This window comes from Holzapfeliella sp. JNUCC 72 (assembly GCF_053668685.1).
In genome coordinates, this window is record NZ_CM132220.1 from 602,419 (window position 1) to 618,863 (window position 16,445).

Annotated in this window: 17 protein-coding genes and 1 CRISPR repeat array; of the genes, 1 reads left to right on the top strand and 16 read right to left on the bottom strand. The window is 36.9% G+C overall.

Annotation, left to right across the window (positions count from 1 at the left end; translation table 11 throughout):
• Positions 1–9 precede the first annotated feature (9 nt).
• From hslV to JNUCC72_RS02955, 8 genes are all read right to left on the bottom strand, one after another.
• Complete coding sequence (gene hslV, locus JNUCC72_RS02920) at positions 10–534, bottom strand: ATP-dependent protease subunit HslV (RefSeq protein ID WP_454142735.1); 525 nt, start codon at positions 532–534, stop codon at positions 10–12.
• Positions 521–1,447, bottom strand: coding sequence for a tyrosine recombinase XerC (gene xerC, locus JNUCC72_RS02925; RefSeq protein WP_454142737.1), 927 nt, complete (start codon positions 1,445–1,447; stop codon positions 521–523). The genes hslV and xerC overlap by 14 nt, the downstream gene beginning before the upstream one ends.
• Before the next feature lie 11 nt (positions 1,448–1,458).
• Positions 1,459–3,531: a type I DNA topoisomerase gene (topA, locus tag JNUCC72_RS02930; RefSeq protein ID WP_454142739.1), complete on the bottom strand. Its 2,073-nt coding sequence runs from the start codon at positions 3,529–3,531 to the stop codon at positions 1,459–1,461.
• Positions 3,532–3,618: 87 nt separating this feature from the next.
• On the bottom strand, positions 3,619–4,470 hold the full coding sequence (dprA, locus tag JNUCC72_RS02935; RefSeq protein ID WP_454142741.1) for a DNA-processing protein DprA: 852 nt from the start codon (positions 4,468–4,470) through the stop codon (positions 3,619–3,621).
• 34 nt (positions 4,471–4,504) lie between these two features.
• Entirely contained in the window at positions 4,505–5,260 is a 756-nt protein-coding gene (rnhB, locus tag JNUCC72_RS02940) for a ribonuclease HII (protein WP_454142743.1), read from the bottom strand.
• Positions 5,250–6,101 carry a ribosome biogenesis GTPase YlqF gene (gene ylqF / locus JNUCC72_RS02945; RefSeq protein ID WP_454142745.1) on the bottom strand — a complete coding sequence of 284 codons (852 nt, stop codon included), beginning with the start codon at positions 6,099–6,101 and terminating at the stop codon, positions 5,250–5,252. The genes rnhB and ylqF overlap by 11 nt, the downstream gene beginning before the upstream one ends.
• 55 nt (positions 6,102–6,156) lie before the next feature.
• Positions 6,157–6,384, bottom strand: a complete 228-nt coding sequence (locus JNUCC72_RS02950) for a YozE family protein (RefSeq protein WP_454142747.1) — start codon at positions 6,382–6,384, stop codon at positions 6,157–6,159.
• 12 nt (positions 6,385–6,396) lie between these two features.
• Positions 6,397–7,242 (bottom strand): DegV family protein, encoded by an 846-nt coding sequence (locus JNUCC72_RS02955; RefSeq protein WP_454142749.1) that lies wholly within the window; start codon positions 7,240–7,242, stop codon positions 6,397–6,399.
• Between the two features lie 126 nt (positions 7,243–7,368).
• Between JNUCC72_RS02955 and trhA the strand changes: the two genes are divergently transcribed.
• Positions 7,369–8,034, top strand: coding sequence for a PAQR family membrane homeostasis protein TrhA (gene trhA / locus JNUCC72_RS02960; protein WP_056974998.1), 666 nt, complete (start codon positions 7,369–7,371; stop codon positions 8,032–8,034).
• A gap of 39 nt (positions 8,035–8,073) precedes the next feature.
• Here trhA and JNUCC72_RS02965 read toward each other — a convergent pair whose 3' ends face one another.
• From JNUCC72_RS02965 to casB, 8 genes are all read right to left on the bottom strand, one after another.
• Complete coding sequence (locus JNUCC72_RS02965) at positions 8,074–8,625, bottom strand: hypothetical protein (protein ID WP_454142751.1); 552 nt, start codon at positions 8,623–8,625, stop codon at positions 8,074–8,076.
• A 64-nt stretch (positions 8,626–8,689) separates the two neighbouring features.
• The gene (locus JNUCC72_RS02970; RefSeq protein WP_454142753.1) at positions 8,690–9,058 is read right to left on the bottom strand and encodes a hypothetical protein; all 369 of its coding nucleotides are present in this window, start codon (positions 9,056–9,058) and stop codon (positions 8,690–8,692) included.
• A gap of 102 nt (positions 9,059–9,160) precedes the next feature.
• Positions 9,161–11,324: direct repeats of the CRISPR family, unit length 28 nt; unit sequence GGATCACTCTCGCGTGTGCGAGAAAAAG.
• A 20-nt stretch (positions 11,325–11,344) separates the two neighbouring features.
• Positions 11,345–12,253, bottom strand: a complete 909-nt coding sequence (gene cas2e / locus JNUCC72_RS02975; RefSeq protein ID WP_056974995.1) for a type I-E CRISPR-associated endoribonuclease Cas2e — start codon at positions 12,251–12,253, stop codon at positions 11,345–11,347.
• 13 nt (positions 12,254–12,266) lie between these two features.
• On the bottom strand, positions 12,267–13,220 hold the full coding sequence (gene cas1e / locus JNUCC72_RS02980) for a type I-E CRISPR-associated endonuclease Cas1e (protein WP_056974994.1): 954 nt from the start codon (positions 13,218–13,220) through the stop codon (positions 12,267–12,269).
• Positions 13,221–13,223: 3 nt separating this feature from the next.
• On the bottom strand, positions 13,224–13,856 hold the full coding sequence (gene cas6e / locus JNUCC72_RS02985; RefSeq protein ID WP_454142756.1) for a type I-E CRISPR-associated protein Cas6/Cse3/CasE: 633 nt from the start codon (positions 13,854–13,856) through the stop codon (positions 13,224–13,226).
• A 4-nt stretch (positions 13,857–13,860) separates the two neighbouring features.
• On the bottom strand, positions 13,861–14,592 hold the full coding sequence (gene cas5e, locus JNUCC72_RS02990) for a type I-E CRISPR-associated protein Cas5/CasD (RefSeq protein ID WP_454142758.1): 732 nt from the start codon (positions 14,590–14,592) through the stop codon (positions 13,861–13,863).
• 11 nt (positions 14,593–14,603) lie between these two features.
• Positions 14,604–15,692: a type I-E CRISPR-associated protein Cas7/Cse4/CasC gene (cas7e, locus tag JNUCC72_RS02995; protein ID WP_454142760.1), complete on the bottom strand. Its 1,089-nt coding sequence runs from the start codon at positions 15,690–15,692 to the stop codon at positions 14,604–14,606.
• Positions 15,682–16,443, bottom strand: coding sequence for a type I-E CRISPR-associated protein Cse2/CasB (gene casB / locus JNUCC72_RS03000; RefSeq protein ID WP_454142762.1), 762 nt, complete (start codon positions 16,441–16,443; stop codon positions 15,682–15,684). The genes cas7e and casB overlap by 11 nt, the downstream gene beginning before the upstream one ends.
• Positions 16,444–16,445 lie beyond the last annotated feature (2 nt).

A 16,445-nucleotide genomic window follows, 5' to 3' on the forward strand; every position in this document is an offset into this window, starting at 1 on the left:
CAATCTCTCCTATAAACTATCTGTTAAAATATTGTGGTTTGTATAAACATCAATATCAGCTGCGATATTGATTGCTTCTTTTGCGATTTCTTCAGCTGTCATTTCACTACTGTGACGAGTCATTGCAACTGCAGCTGCTTGGGCAAAGTTACCACCTGAACCAATAGCAACAACGGCTTCATCTGGTTCAATCACTTCACCATTACCTGAAATCATTAATAAGTCATTTTTATCAAAAGCAATTAATAACGCTTCTAATTTTTGTAAAGTAGGGTCTTTACGCCAGTCTTGTGCAAGTTCAACGGCGGCACGTTTTAAGTCACCACCAAAACTTTCTAATTTCTTTTCTAACCAGTCTTGTAAAGTAATCGCATCGGCTACACCACCAGCAAATCCAACAACAACTTGATTGTTGTAGATACGTCTGATTTTGTGTGCTGATTTTTTGGTGATAAATTTTTCACCCATTGTAATTTGTCCATCACCTGCAATAGCAGTTTGGTTGTTATGTTTTACGGCACTAATTGTTGTCATTAGATGCACCATCCTTTGCTTGATTTCTTTGGAAAAACTTCTGATAGTCTTTTTGTAAATGATCCATTGTGACATGCGTATAAATTTGCGTCGTCGACAGTGATGCATGTCCGAGTAACTCTTGAACTGTCCTCAAATCTGCACCATGGTTTAATAAATGCGTCGCAAAAGTATGTCTTAACATATGGGGATGCATATCAGAAGTTAGTGCTGTTTTATTAATTAGCTCTGATAGGATATATCTTATACCTCGAGATGTCAATTTCTTCCCGTATTGATTAATAAAAACATAAGAATGTGTTTGATGGTATTTAGTCATCAAGTCCCGTCTAGCTTCTTGAAAATAATCTTCCAAAGCGTTTTTGGCATGAAAGCCAAATGGGACATACCGATCTTTATTTCCTTTACCATGAACTAATATCACACGCATATCAAAGTCTATTTGCGACGTGGTCAACTCACTCACTTCACTCACACGCATCCCTGTAGCATAGAACAATTCTATCAAAGCTGCATTACGCTGTCCAAGTGGTGTGGTTGTATCTAGTGAATCAAATAAAACTGCCATTTCATTTTCGTAGAAAAATCGTGGCAGTTTTTTTTCGTTTGAACGTAGTGTAATCGTTTCAAACGGATTTGCCTCAACAACTTTGTAGCGAATTAAATAATAATAAAACGAGCGTAATGATGAAATGCGACGAGCTATTGTTTTTCGCTGGTAACCTGCGTCAGACATATCAGCTAGAAAAATCTCAGCATCGCGCAATCGAACAGCCTCATACCCTTCAAAACCGCCATTGTTCTCCAAAAAAGTCGTAAAGTTCTTTAAATCTTCTTCGTAAGCATCAATGGTATGTTCAGAGTAGTGGCGCTCATTTCTTAAATAATTAAAGTATCGTGTTGACCAATCCATTTAAAAACCTCTTATTTTTGTGCTTCTTCTTCGTAATCACCATTTGGACAAACCACTTGTGTCCCGCCCTTGATTTTCTTTTCAACCAAGAAATGTTGATCAACTGGACAAAGTCTAGTCAATGGTTTATCCCATGAGACAAACTCACATTCTGGATAACGTGAACAACCATAAAAAATACGGTTACGTTTTGATTTACGTTCAATCACTTGACCTTCACCACAAGTTGGGCAAGGTACACCGATTTCTTTCACAATAGCTTGAGTGTTACGGCAATCAGGGAAACGCAAGCAAGCATAAAACTTACCATAACGCCCCATTTTAATCACCATTGGAGCTCCACAAATTTCACAATTGAATCCTGCAGGTTCATCTTTGATTTGAATTTTTTCGATTTTTTCATCGGCATTAATAAGCTCTTTTTCAAATGGGCGATAGTAACGGTCAATGACATCTGTCCATTGTTCTTTTCTTTCTGCGATTTCGTCTAAATCAGACTCAAGCTGTGCAGTAAAGTCAATATTGACGATATCAGGGAAGAATGTCTCAATTAAGTCATCTACAATTTCTCCCAATTCAGTTGGCTCAAAAGCACGACCATTAAGTTTAACATAGTAACGCTTTTGAATAGTATCAATTGTCGGGGCGTAAGTTGACGGACGACCAACACCATTTTCTTCAAGAACTTTAACTAACGTCGCTTCGCTATAACGTGCAGGTGGTTGTGTAAAGTGCTGACTTGGGTTGATGGCATTTAATTTAACTTGTTCACCTTCTTTTAAAACAGGTAGCTTCGTGTTTTTCTTGTCAGTATCTGTCTTATAGACCTTGGTAAACCCTTCAAATTTCATTTGAGAACCATTTGCTCTAAAAGTAACTCCGTTTTGCGTTAAATCTGCACGAACGGTATCAAAAACAGCTGGTGTCATTTGGCTCGCCACAAAACGCGACCAAATCAATTGATACAATCTAAATTGATCACGAGAAAGCACTTCTTTCAGGCTTTCTGGTGTACGCATAACTGATGTTGGACGGATAGCTTCGTGGGCGTCTTGACTATTTTCTTGTTGTTTTGCCTTCTTAGGATTGTGAGAAGCGTATTCTTCACCGAATTCATCATGAATAAATGTTCCAGCTTCGTGTTTAGCTAAAGTTGAAATACGAGTTGAATCAGTTCTCATATAAGTGATCAACCCAACAGTACCTTCTTTTTTACCTAAGTGAATTCCTTCATATAATTGCTGCGCAATCATCATTGTCTTTCGTGTTTTAAAGTTCAAGCGTTTGTTGGCTTCTTGTTGTAAAACACTGGTTGTAAAAGGTGCTTGTGCATTTCTTTTACGTTCTTTTTTAACAACTTCTTGAATATCGAACAATTGTTCTTTGTCCACTTTTTTCAAGATTTCTTGTACATCTTTTTCATTTGACAATTCTTTTTTCTTGCCATCTAAAGCTTGGAAAGACGCATCAAACTTAGATTTTCCTTTGGTAAATGTTGATTCAATTTTCCAATATTCTTGTGGATCAAATTGCTGAATTTGCTTTTCTCGATCAATGACAAGTTTCAAGGCAATTGATTGCACTCGTCCAGCACTTAATCCTTTTTTAACCTTACGCCATAAAATTGGACTGATTGAATAACCCACTAGTCTGTCTAAAATACGACGAGCTTGTTGTGAGTTCACAAGGTCCATATTAATTGCTCTAGGTTCTTTGAAGGCATTCTTAACAGCATCTTTTGTAATCTCGTTGAAAACAACACGGTTCTTTTCTGTTGGATCTAATTTCAAAATATGAGCTAAGTGAAAAGCGATGGCTTCCCCTTCACGGTCCGGGTCGGCTGCTAAATAAATATTTTTAGCCTTTGAAGCAGCTTGTTTCAATTTCTTGATTGTATCGCCTTTACCTCTGATGGAAATATACTTTGGTTCATAATTATTGTCGACATCAATCCCCATTTGTGATTTCGGTAAATCTCGAATATGTCCCAGACTGGCAATGACTTTATAATTGCGACCCAAATACTTCTCAATTGTCTTTGCTTTTGCTGGTGACTCAACAATTACTAAGTTTTTCTTAGGCATGATAAGCCCCTTCCTATGCGTTCAGTGAAAATCGTAACTAGCATATTCTACAAAAAACCGAATGTCAAATAATTTTTAATACTAGCATTAGCAAAGCTGGCCCATATTTGAAAATAATAACGGTGTCGCACCACTCTCAATCAACTCGTTTGTCCCTTGTGAAAGCTTGCTAGTAATTGGTCCCGGAATGGCAAAAACATTGCGGTTTTCTTGCAAAGCTAAATTAGCTGTAATTAAAGAACCGCTTTTTTGTCTGGCTTCTGAAATAATGATATTTTGACAAAGTCCAGCAATAATTCGATTACGCTCTGGGAACCGATATCGAGTCGGTGGCGTATCAGGTAAATATTCAGAAATGAGTAAACCAGACTGCTTGATTTCATCAAATAATCCTTCATGGGCTTTTGGATAGCAATGTCTTAACCCATGTCCAAGTACGGCAATCGTCTTGCCACTTTGCGTTAATGTTTGTCGATGGCAAAAACCATCTACCCCTTTGGCTAGACCACTACAAGTTGTTTGGTTTTGTTTAACTAAGTGTGCGATAACAGGACTAAGGCAGTCTTCACTATACTGCGAAGAAAATCGTGCACCAACAATCGAAGTTATTGGTGTTTTCAAAAGACGTTTATCGCCCTTTAAAAACAATAATACCGGTGGATGGTACACTTCTGCTAACTGGTCAGGGTAATCTTCGTCAAGTAGACTGATAACGTCACAAAAGCGCAGTACCTGCGTCACTTGATAATCTAGGTGACTTGAGTACAAAAGCTTGAGTAATTTTTGCTTGATTAATTGAATTTCTAAAGTTTGGTCGAGTAGTTCGACAAACTCGGTTTTAGATGTACATTCGGTAAGTAGGGATGCCACTAGTAGATTCTGTTTGTAAGTAAATTGTTTTGAAAGTTGCATTTTTAATAAATATAAGGTTTTATTCATTTAACTAATCCTCCTATTTATTAAAATACGCAAACTATAGATATTCCATGACAGGTGAAAAAGTTTTTCGGTGGATAGGTGTTGCTCCTAATTGTTTTAACCCAGTAAGATGTTTTTGCGTACCGTATCCAGCGTTGTGTGAAAAATCATATCCCGGATAAGCCTGGTCATAAGTTATCATGAGACGATCACGAATCACTTTAGCTACAATGCTGGCAGCCGCAATTGAGTTACTCTTAGCATCGCCTTTAATCAACTTAGTTTGTGGAATATCCACTGGAATAACCATCGCATCAACTAATAGATGATCTGGTGCTTGTTGTAAGTTTAAAACAGCGTCTTTCATAGCTAGCCGTGTGGCTTGGTAAATATTGACTTCATCAATCACCTGCTCACTTTTAATACCGATGCTGACATCAATTGCTTGATCTAAAATCTGATAAAACAATGATTCTCTTTTTTCAAGGCTAAGTTGCTTTGAGTCATTGACCTCAATTACGTCAAAGTCATATGGCAAAATAACAGCTGCACAAACAACAGGTCCTGCAAGAGGTCCTCTTCCGACCTCATCAACACCTGCTACTTGTCTCGCCTTACCTTGCCAAAGTTGTCTTTCATAGTTAAATCGCTCGTCAAAGGCTTGCTTGAGCTGTTGCTGTTTTAACAGGCGATTTTGATAGGACTTTAGCGCTTGTTGAACACCTTTTCTAGTATCTTGTGCTAGCTCTTTTAGAACTGCTGGGTCCACTTCATCAGTTTTCAACAGTTGCTTAATTTCACTAATTGTCATGATCAACCTCTTTTAAGAAATCAAAGGTGATTTGACCTAGTTTTAGTTTACGAACTTGTTGAATAAAATGGTAACTATAGCGGTCATAGTCGTCTCTGAATCCAAATTTTTGAGTCATTGTCATCAATAATTCTGGTAAATTATCATCGAATTCAATCGTATTAAGGTATTTATCCAACTGTTTAGGATAAAACGCATGTAAGTAATCTAATAAAAATAGCGCAACATCATCAAATTGGAAAACAGTTTCCTTGATAGAACCAATTGCAGCCAGCTTCATCCCTACCTCTGGATCTTCAAATTTGGGCCACAAGATACCTGGTGTATCTAACAATTCAATTTGCTGGTTAACCTTTAACCAGTTTTGATTTTTAGTAACGCCGGGTTTATTTCCAACAACTGCCACATTTTTACCCACTAAACGATTTAAAATGGTGGATTTACCGCAGTTTGGAATTCCGACACAGATAGCACGAATTACCGGATTTACAACACCCTTTTGAGTTAATTTTTCGATTTTTGAAGCACTAGCTTGCTTGATTGCTTTTAACAATTCAGGTAATTTGCTATTGTGTTTTGAATCTAACGATACAACAACTGTTGTGTCATTTTCGTAATAATTTTTCCATCTTTTAGTTAATTTAGGGTCTGCTAAATCACTTTTATTTAAAACTATTACTTTAGGCTTGTTCTCTGTTAATTTTGCAACGACTGGGTTGCGAGATGATTCAGGAACACGTGCATCTAAGACCTCAATAACAACATCTACTAAACTTAGACGCTCTTCAATTTGGTTCTTGGCTTTGTTCATATGTCCTGGATACCAGTTAATTTTTTGCATGAATAATACCTCCAAAAATAATTAAAGGTGATGCATTATGCATCACCTTTTTGTTTTATACATTTCCCATTTGGCTGAGATAGTTTTGAAAAGCCTCATCAAAGACACTCATTTCTAAAACGTAATCCCCGCTGAGTTCCAAGTAATCTGAAAGCTCATCATAATCTTCAGATAATTTAGGAAAATCATGATCTAAGAATGCGTTTTGTGCAAATTGTGCAATAGGATCATGAGAGCCTGGATGACGCTGTGTCATTAAATATTGATAAAAACTTTGTCGCATAAATTAGCCTTCTTAATCTTCAGTATAGTAGATAATAGCGAATGCACCAAGACCTGTGTGTGTTGCCACAACAGGTGTTGTTTCATATGACAGAACGGGAACATCGGGTTTTATTTCATGCATTTGATCTTTTAGTTCGTCCATTTGATCTTTGATGTCAACGTATGAAATACCGATACTTTTAACATTTTCGTTCTTAATTTTTTCTAAGCGGTCATTAATGAATTGTTTAACAACTTTCTGTCCACGTCCACGACCAACGATGTCTAAATTACTGTCTTTCACTTCTAAAACAGCTTTAATATTTAGCATTGTGGCAATACGTCCTGTCACTTTACCTAGACGACCACCTTTGATAAGGTTATCCAAGTTAACAACCACTAGTTGTAATTGTGTATTTTGTCTAACCTTGTCAATAATAGCTAGTGTTTCATCAAGTGATTTACCGGCTTCAATTGCTTCAGCAGCTTCAAGAACCTGAAAGGCTAAAGCACGGTCGATAAAAGTACTATCTACAACATGAATTTTGTCAGGGTTAACCATTTCAGCAGCTTGACGAGCAGAATCTACGGTTCCACTTAAACTTTTGGTCATCGTTAACACTAACAGTTCACTACCGTCTGCCATCAGTTCTTCAAAAACCTCTGCGAACTGCCCAATAGGGGGTTGACTTGTTTTTGGCAAATCTTCACTTTCTTTCATTTTTTGAACGAAAGTTTCACGGTCAATATCAACACCATCAACGTAACTTTGACCATCGATTGTAATGGTTAATGGGACAACTGTAATATTATGCTTTTTTATTTCTTCATCTGTTAATTGGACAGATGAGTCAGTAACTATTTTTATTTTTGACACAATCTATTCTCCTAAATATATAAATTATAGATAATGAATTACTAATGTGATACGATAATATTAGTATTTTACTGTGTTAAGTATAACAGAAAATAAAAATTCTTTTTAGTTTTAAGGTGAAAAAATATGGAATTAAAAAAACTATTTCAAAAACCAGAACACGTTTCAAAGAGTTATAACATTCTCAATGAAGTATTTGGTGCTGTAACGCATGGAATTGGTGTTTTGCTATCTATCGCTGGTTTGGTATTTTTAATCATGAAAGCAGCACAAACTGGAGATGCCCTTCGCATTATTTCATTTATTGTTTATGGATGTTCACTTTTAACTCTATACCTTTGTTCAACACTTTATCATTCGTTATCGTTTACAAAGGCAAGACATGTTTTTAGAATATTTGATCATAGTGCAATTTTTATTTTAATTGCTGGTTCTTATACGCCCTACACGTTAGTTGCTATTGGTGGTGCTAAAGGATGGTGGATGTTTGGAGCTGTTTGGTTCCTTGCCATCTTTGGAATTATTTACAAAATATTTAACTTATCTAAGCACAAAATAATCGATGTTTTATTATACATTGGACTAGGTTGGGTTATTTTACTTAGCGGTAGCGATCTTTATTACAGGCTGGGTCCAACAGGATTTTGGTTGCTACTGTTAGGTGGAATCACTTATACAGTTGGTGCTTTGATATACAGTATGAGAGGTATTCCTTTTATTCATGTCATCTGGCATGTATTTGTTATGATTGCTTCTATTTTGATGTATTTTTCAATTTTATTTTATGTTTAAAACAAAAAGGCAAGTTACAAATGTAACTTGCCTTTTTTATTATCTTCGTGACCTAATTGTCGGTGTTTTGTAACTTTTAGGATTACTCTTGTAGCTTTTATTTGGCTGTTTATAGCTCTTCGTATCTGTCTTATATGATTTAGACGAAGTATTATTACTCGATTTTTGTGCTGTTTCTTTTTTATTATTTTTAATAATTTTTTCGCTAAAATTCTTGCTGTTTGACTGTTTTGTACGCGTAGCATTAGTAGTTGTGTTTTGATTGTAGCTTGAATAATTGACGGGATTATGAATCGTATTGAAGCGGTTAGACATCAACGAGCTAATAAGCATGTAGTTTAGTATTGTTGAACCAAATGAAGATTGATGCGTCTGAAAAGGTATACCATTTCCATATAAAGGCTGCGTACCATTTGTAGTATTGCTTACAATATCTTGATGGCCTAGATCAGCAGAATCTAAATCAATACCCGTCGTATTCTGTGGCGCATTAGCCTGTTGTTGGTTGTCACTCCCACCAAATAAATTGTACAGCATCGCACCTGCTACAATAAAAACAATAATAACGCCTACGGTTCTTAATTTTTTCATAGTTGACTCCTCAATATAAAGTAGATTCAATTTTACCATATAAAAAGAAGAAGTATAGAAAATCCTATACTTCTTCTTTTATGTCTTCATCTGCATAAACAAAGGAAATACTAGCCTTTGATTGTACTGTTGTTTTATCCCCTACAACAGTCGCTTGAGAGTCATTTCCTATTTTAGTTAATGTTTCTTGTTTTTCTAAACGTAATCTCTTTTTTTCTTGATTTCGTTTAGCTTTGTCTGGTATTTTATTAATCTTAGTCAACTCATTTTCAAAAAATTGTGGCAATTGTCTTTTTGAATTTTGTGATTGATTCATCGCATAGACATTTTTCATTTCTTTTTGATATTGATTAATACAAATAGTAAACAAGGCTAAACAAAATCCTAGTATGATACCTAACAGTTTGATTTTTTTATACCTAATATTCCCCAACTACACACTCCTTAAAATTATTCATAAATAGTATATTAACAAAAATAAGCAATATATTCTAGGTAAAATTATAAAAAAATTAATATGTTAAAACTAATTGAAAAATAACTCTCGCGTGTGCGAGAAAAAGGCATCAGCAGAGCCAATGATTTTTTCCGCTCTAGGATCACTCTCGCGTGTGCGAGAAAAAGGAGTAAACGTAGTGTAGCGTTTCGATATAGTTAGGATCACTCTCGCGTGTGCGAGAAAAAGCTCATCATGATGACTGTGCGACAGTCCGGAACGGGATCACTCTCGCGTGTGCGAGAAAAAGTTGTCAACATCAGAACGCACACCGTTAGCCATAGGATCACTCTCGCGTGTGCGAGAAAAAGAAAATTTGTTCTGTCATAATTTTCTCCTTAGTAGGATCACTCTCGCGTGTGCGAGAAAAAGTACAAGCAGGTTCGCCCACGGGTATTTCATCAGGGATCACTCTCGCGTGTGCGAGAAAAAGAATTCTGCAGGAATTGAGTGTGGAACGTGGCAAGGATCACTCTCGCGTGTGCGAGAAAAAGAAAGATTTTACAGAACCTATTCCAGTAAACGCAGGATCACTCTCGCGTGTGCGAGAAAAAGAGTGGTTGAGTGCGACAGGGCAATATATAGATAGGATCACTCTCGCGTGTGCGAGAAAAAGATAAAGTTTACTCTAAAGACCGCCAGTATATCAGGATCACTCTCGCGTGTGCGAGAAAAAGTGTAAGCCATCTCTTATGAGGTGGCTTTTTTTAGGATCACTCTCGCGTGTGCGAGAAAAAGATAAACTAAAATGGTAAATCATCATCTGTTACAGGATCACTCTCGCGTGTGCGAGAAAAAGTTATTAATTGGTTGTTTTAAAATTATTTGAATTAGGATCACTCTCGCGTGTGCGAGAAAAAGGACTATCTACCTGATGAGAGTGCCAATTATCCGGGATCACTCTCGCGTGTGCGAGAAAAAGGCTTAAAATTTTAAACAGGCATTACGGCAAGCAGGATCACTCTCGCGTGTGCGAGAAAAAGCGCTGGCTTTAGTTTCTAGTTCGCTGCTTAGTAGGATCACTCTCGCGTGTGCGAGAAAAAGTTGAATTTAGGGATTGTATCACTCATGAAGTCAGGATCACTCTCGCGTGTGCGAGAAAAAGACTCCCACTTACGTGAGATATACCAAGATTGCAGGATCACTCTCGCGTGTGCGAGAAAAAGAAATCAACTTCTAAAATAGTGTTCTTTTTGTTAGGATCACTCTCGCGTGTGCGAGAAAAAGTACCATAAACACCATAATCATCTTTTGTTAGTGGGATCACTCTCGCGTGTGCGAGAAAAAGAGTGACACCAATTATTCAAAAAGTAGCACAATAGGATCACTCTCGCGTGTGCGAGAAAAAGAAATTATAAGTGGAGTAAAGAAGATTATGAATAGGATCACTCTCGCGTGTGCGAGAAAAAGTGGCTGAAATTATGTCTGACGAAAACGGAAAACGGATCACTCTCGCGTGTGCGAGAAAAAGCGTTTAATTTTTGCCCATACGGATAAAGCTTCAGGATCACTCTCGCGTGTGCGAGAAAAAGCGTTTAATTTTTGCCCATACGGATAAAGCTTCAGGATCACTCTCGCGTGTGCGAGAAAAAGATTAAATAAAGTTATTGCAATTGCATAGGAGTGGGATCACTCTCGCGTGTGCGAGAAAAAGCGAAAACCTTTTGCAAAACATAATTTTATAAAAGGATCACTCTCGCGTGTGCGAGAAAAAGGCATAATTTCATCTCTCAAGTGTCGCCAAGCTGGGATCACTCTCGCGTGTGCGAGAAAAAGCTGATATCATTAATATTTATGTTGATTTAATTAGGATCACTCTCGCGTGTGCGAGAAAAAGCCAGCTTTAAAAGATTGATAAACGACTGGCAAAGGATCACTCTCGCGTGTGCGAGAAAAAGGTCAGTATTTAAAAATAATGGATTTGGAAAACGGGATCACTCTCGCGTGTGCGAGAAAAAGTATCGGGTTATTAATTTGTAACCATGGTACACAGGATCACTCTCGCGTGTGCGAGAAAAAGACACTTGACGAACACCAACCACAGTTAGAGTTAGGATCACTCTCGCGTGTGCGAGAAAAAGGTTTTTGAAACATTTAAAAAGAATAAACAAATAGGATCACTCTCGCGTGTGCGAGAAAAAGCCTTTAGATAAATCAACGTAACCATTCTTAGTGGGATCACTCTCGCGTGTGCGAGAAAAAGACTAAAAAAATCCCTTTAGATCAACGTTTGTTATTTAACATTCTATCAAATCCAGACACTTTTGTCGCTAATTGATTTGTTAATTTTGCATCAAATAATGCTCTGTGCGGAGCTTCATCGTCAATACCATACTCTTTCAATATCGTATTTAATTGATAATTCTTAGCAAAAAGCTTTTCACGTTTAACCAATTTCAACAAATCAATACGGTTATTCGTAATTAACGGGTAACTTAATTTATCTAAATTATAATTGATAAAATCTAAATCAAAATTAACATTGTATCCGACCAAAACCGTTTCGCCCACAAATCTGCTGAAATTTGATAGAACTTCACTCAATGGCTCTCCGTATTTAACTAATTCATCATCTGTTATTCCTGTTAATTCAACAATTTTTGCAGATAACCTGCTATCTTGATTATGCTTAATCAAAGCGTGAAAATCTTGAGTATTATCAGACGAAACTTTCACTGCACCAATTTCAATAATTTGGTGATTATTTTTGTCTAGTCCATCTGTCTCAATATCAATTACAGTATAGGACGTGTTGACCGTTCTAGGTTTAGACATTGATAATTGATGAATCTTATGAAATTTAGCTGCTTTACTCTGTCCGAACTTGTATTCAGGGTTAGCAGCGTTTTTAGAATTCGGAATAAGAACCAGCGGCACACCTTCTTGGTCAATAACTTCCCGATAAGTATGGTACGTTTTGAAGTCATACCCTACTTCCCCTTGTCGAGCATAACTCATTGTTGCTTGACCCGTTCGGCTAACGTTTTCTGTAATTCTTTCCCACAATTTTTCTCTGACTTTAACATTGAAGTTCCCCACATACACACCTGTTGCAATTTCTTGCATCCACTTGGTTAAATCACCTTTCAGAGATGCTGGGACTTTTGTTAAAGTCACAACCGTCATCGGCATAGTTTCCCCCTACTTACTCATTAAACTCATGATAAGACACACCGTGTTCTTTTAACTTGCCTTGATCATCCCACAAGTGAATAGTTTCGGATTCAAGATAGTCATCATCCCCAGGCTTGATTCCGAGAAGTTCTTGAATATCTTTAACCATTATTTTGATTAATTTACCACTTACAAAAGCATCTCTCACACGCAATCGAGTAATTCGACCAATGTCATCATCTTGTGTATATTTGGATGCTACTTCAAAGGCAATAGGAATTGTCAACCAAGCTTTATAGAGATCTGCAATATCATAGACCAAAGATAAGTCATGATGATAATGTACAAAGCCAAGACCAGGTGCTAGCCCCAACCCCACAATTACACTGTGAACTAGCCCATATAGAGAAACATGTGCTGCTGACAGTGCCTGGTTAATGACAGAACCGTCTTCAAAATTCTCTACCTTATATTCTCGATGATGCCAGTCTACACCGTATTTTTTTGCTTGTTCACGATAAACCCTACGAATCCTAGCTCCTTCACGACCACGAAGTTTTTCAGTAGAAAGTGTACTGACGTCTTCATTTTTGAATCGCTTTTGGTACATTAAACGTGCCACTTGAACACGTTTTTTAGAATTTGATACTAGTTGTGCTTGTATCTCTAAATAACGCGTACTGTGAGCTAATGGTCTACCGTGTGCGTAATGTCTGACACCTTGTTCACCGACCCATAAAATACTAGTACCAGTATCACCAATTAGTTCCATCGCACGATGTGTGATTTCCGTTCCTGGTCCCAGTAGCAAAACACTAATCATTGCTGCCGGAACTTTTATAATTCCCCGATTATCAGTAAACGTCACTGCGCTATCTTGTCGATTAATTTTGGCGTGTTCGAAATAAACAAAACTGATTCTATCGCCTATTCTTGGTAGTTCTGGTAATTCTGTTTTCTTAGCCCCACTTTTGTTCGTTTTCATAATTTACTCCGGAATAATAGTCATTAGACCACATCCATATGCTTTCTTTTGACCCATACCTTCACAAAGCATTTGTTTAAACTGGTCTAAATCTTCGATAGTTAAACGCCCTTCAAAACAAACTTGCCTAACAACTGTTCGTTTCAGGCCTTTTTTGTGAAGGCGGTTAGCTTCTACATTAGTTATAGTATATTCGGGTTCAATTAAGCTAAATCCATTTATTTTAGCACGTTTCTCCAAATAGCTAATTTGTGAGTCGTAACTTAGACAATCTAATCGTTTACCCCTCATACCAGATTGCTTGCCTGTACTTTTTGAATAAGTAGGATTAACTAACAATTTAAATCGTGCTGTCATACCCGTTTTGAGTTTAGCTAAGAATTGGTCATAATTAACAATCTTGGCTGTACCCCGTACCCCATATTTTTCCAACGTGTTTTGATCAGGTTCATTTGGGCTCAAGACAATTAAATAAGATTTTTGATTAAGATTGTCTATTCGCCAAAGCTTTCTTGTTTGCTGTTTTGTTTCATTGGGAAACAAGCTTTCAACCCAGTGATGGTAAGCTCCTAGATGAGTCAACTCACGCAAAATATTTTGGTTTTGTGTATCTATTTCTACTCTTGATAAGTACATTTAACTACCCTCCCATCTTGTTATTTATTGCGACATAACCAAATCCAACTGGACGCAACCGATATTCACGTCTGTCAGAACTGTTACATTCAGAACGAGTTCGGCCTTGCGCAAATGACTCAACATAATCGCTTACCATTTGCACAGCATCTGTTTCGAGTAAATCTTCATCCGCACAAAATTCTAATCTAGTAACATCAGAATTGTAATTTTGGTAATTTTGATGAGCCTGCCACGATGTTTGTTCAAGCGCTGTGACAACATCAGTTGGTAGAGGTTCAATAACACCATCTTTTGTCATTAAAGTTAAGTAGTCCCAATTAATTGGCAAAGACCGTCTTCCCAAAAATAGTTGGAAATAAGGTTGTTTTAAAGCAGTCAAGACTTTATTAAGTAAAGTGTTATTCTCACTACCCAATGCAACGACAAAAACTGCATCTTGCAAATAATAACGATTAGTTACATAACTTCTTAACTTATCTCCATTTGGCTTATAGCTTGTGGCAATTTGAAAATCCCTAAGTAAATTACCAGGTTGATCTTTTCTAACAGCAAAAGATAACTCATTTAGTTCAGCTAGTTTCTCATTTTCATCTCGTCGATAACCTAATGCTGCAGCAAGCATCCCAATTACCGCACTTTTTGAAGGAAAGGCATCTGTTTGTCGGGTTTCATAATGAGACTTAGTGCCCCAGGACTGCATAGGAGCTGAAAATTTAAGTAATAAGGTTTGCATAGCTAACCTCCTTACGCGTTTTCAAGTTGTTCAGTTAATACTGCAGACAAGTCGTCTAATAAATCACTTAGTGTTGTTTGCGTACCATTTAAATCAAATCCAACAGTATAATTTTTCACAGGTCTCTCAACAAAATCTGCTGTTTGATTAAATTCGTTAGTTAATTTTTCAATAGATTTTTCAACATAGCCATCAGTTGATAATACTGGTTTTTCAAACGCTGTAACTAAACTAATTGGACGATCAGTTCTAATTGTTACCATTAAAGCTTGTGGCAATGTTTGGTTAGCAAAACTATTAATTTTTCCAGTAGGCATTGACTTAACAAACGATTCAATAAATAACTTAATAGCCTGTGCTGCTTTTTGTGCATCCCCCAATTGATGAGTTAATTCATGGCCGGCAATATTAGCATAACGATAAAGTGTTGAAGAGTTGTATTCGGTCGTTCCAAGCATTCCAGCTCCAGTAGCTTCTCTTTCAGTATATTCATCAGTCGCTGTGAAGAAGTCAAACTCAGGTTGAATCGCATGTGTTGAAATTGCGTGACCTACTTGCGCTGAAGCATCTTCATTAAGCATTGGATCATCAGCTACCATTCGACCAAATAAGGCAATGTCAACAGCAGGATTATCTTTTAAGATGGCTTGTAGTTCTTTTTTGCTATCAACACCATCAACAACAGCTTGAGCTAGATTAGTTGCTTGTTCATCTCCAATAAAGAATAAAGCTTTTAACAATTTGTGCTTTTTGCCATCAGCATTTGCTTTAGAGTCAGTAGTCTTTAGACCGATTTTTTTAAGTGCTTCGTCGGCTTTCTTCATGGCATCTTCTTTTTCGATTGAGTCATCAATGTCTTGGATTTTACCTGCTAAATAGCTAACAACTTCAAGTGTTCTGATTCCTAGTTCATGTTCATCCATATGATCAATAAAATATGAACGCATTGCTTTTTTCCAAGCTTGTGAACTGACTCTTGAACGAGTTGTGCCGCCATATTGAGCTGTTTTTGGACTTCCTGTATCATCGCGATTAATGTTTGCTGGTGGTACTGTTTGTAGTGCGTGTACGTCGATAAATAGATTTTTATTATTTTTCATTTTTAGTTTCCCCTTTTTTTTCTGATCTGTAATAGGATTGGCTCCATGCTAGTTTGATACGTTCTTGATTAGCGACGGACTTGTTAAATTGACACAAATCATCGGCTAACTGTGCATAATCAACAGTTTGTGATGTATTTGATTTTAAAATACTAATTAAATGACGTAGATGAGTGATTAATTCGTTATAACTATTAGCTGTAATCATCGCATTAAAACGACGGTCAAACGCTTTTTTGTCTTCATTCATTAATCGATAACGACGTAGTGCGTGACCGATATTTTGTGTATAAGTTTTTTTGTAAACATCAGATGATGTCAGTTCTTTTTTGAACTGATCTAGTTCACCAATAGCCTCATCTATCTGTTTGAAATATTTAGAGTGAGTCCTTTCATTAATGGTGACAGTAATGACACCTGAACCATCGTCATTAGCTGATACAGTAAAATACTGTGGTGTGATAAATTCCGTATTTTCATTGACTGTTTGACTGTTTCCTTGTTGATGTAAGGCGTAAAGTTGTAACGCTGAAAAAACTGCCTGCGTTTCTGGCGTCAAGTCACCAGATTCACTTAAATATTGCTCGGGTAAACGGCTAAACACAAATGCCCATGCTAAGCCTGTTTTATTTTGATTTTGCGTGATTGAGTTTCTAAAATCAGCTAATAATGCTTTAGAAGAACTTGACTGCAAATCTGCTTGAATTTCTTGTAAAAGATACTGTGTTGTTGTGTAAAGTAAAGTTGCCATAC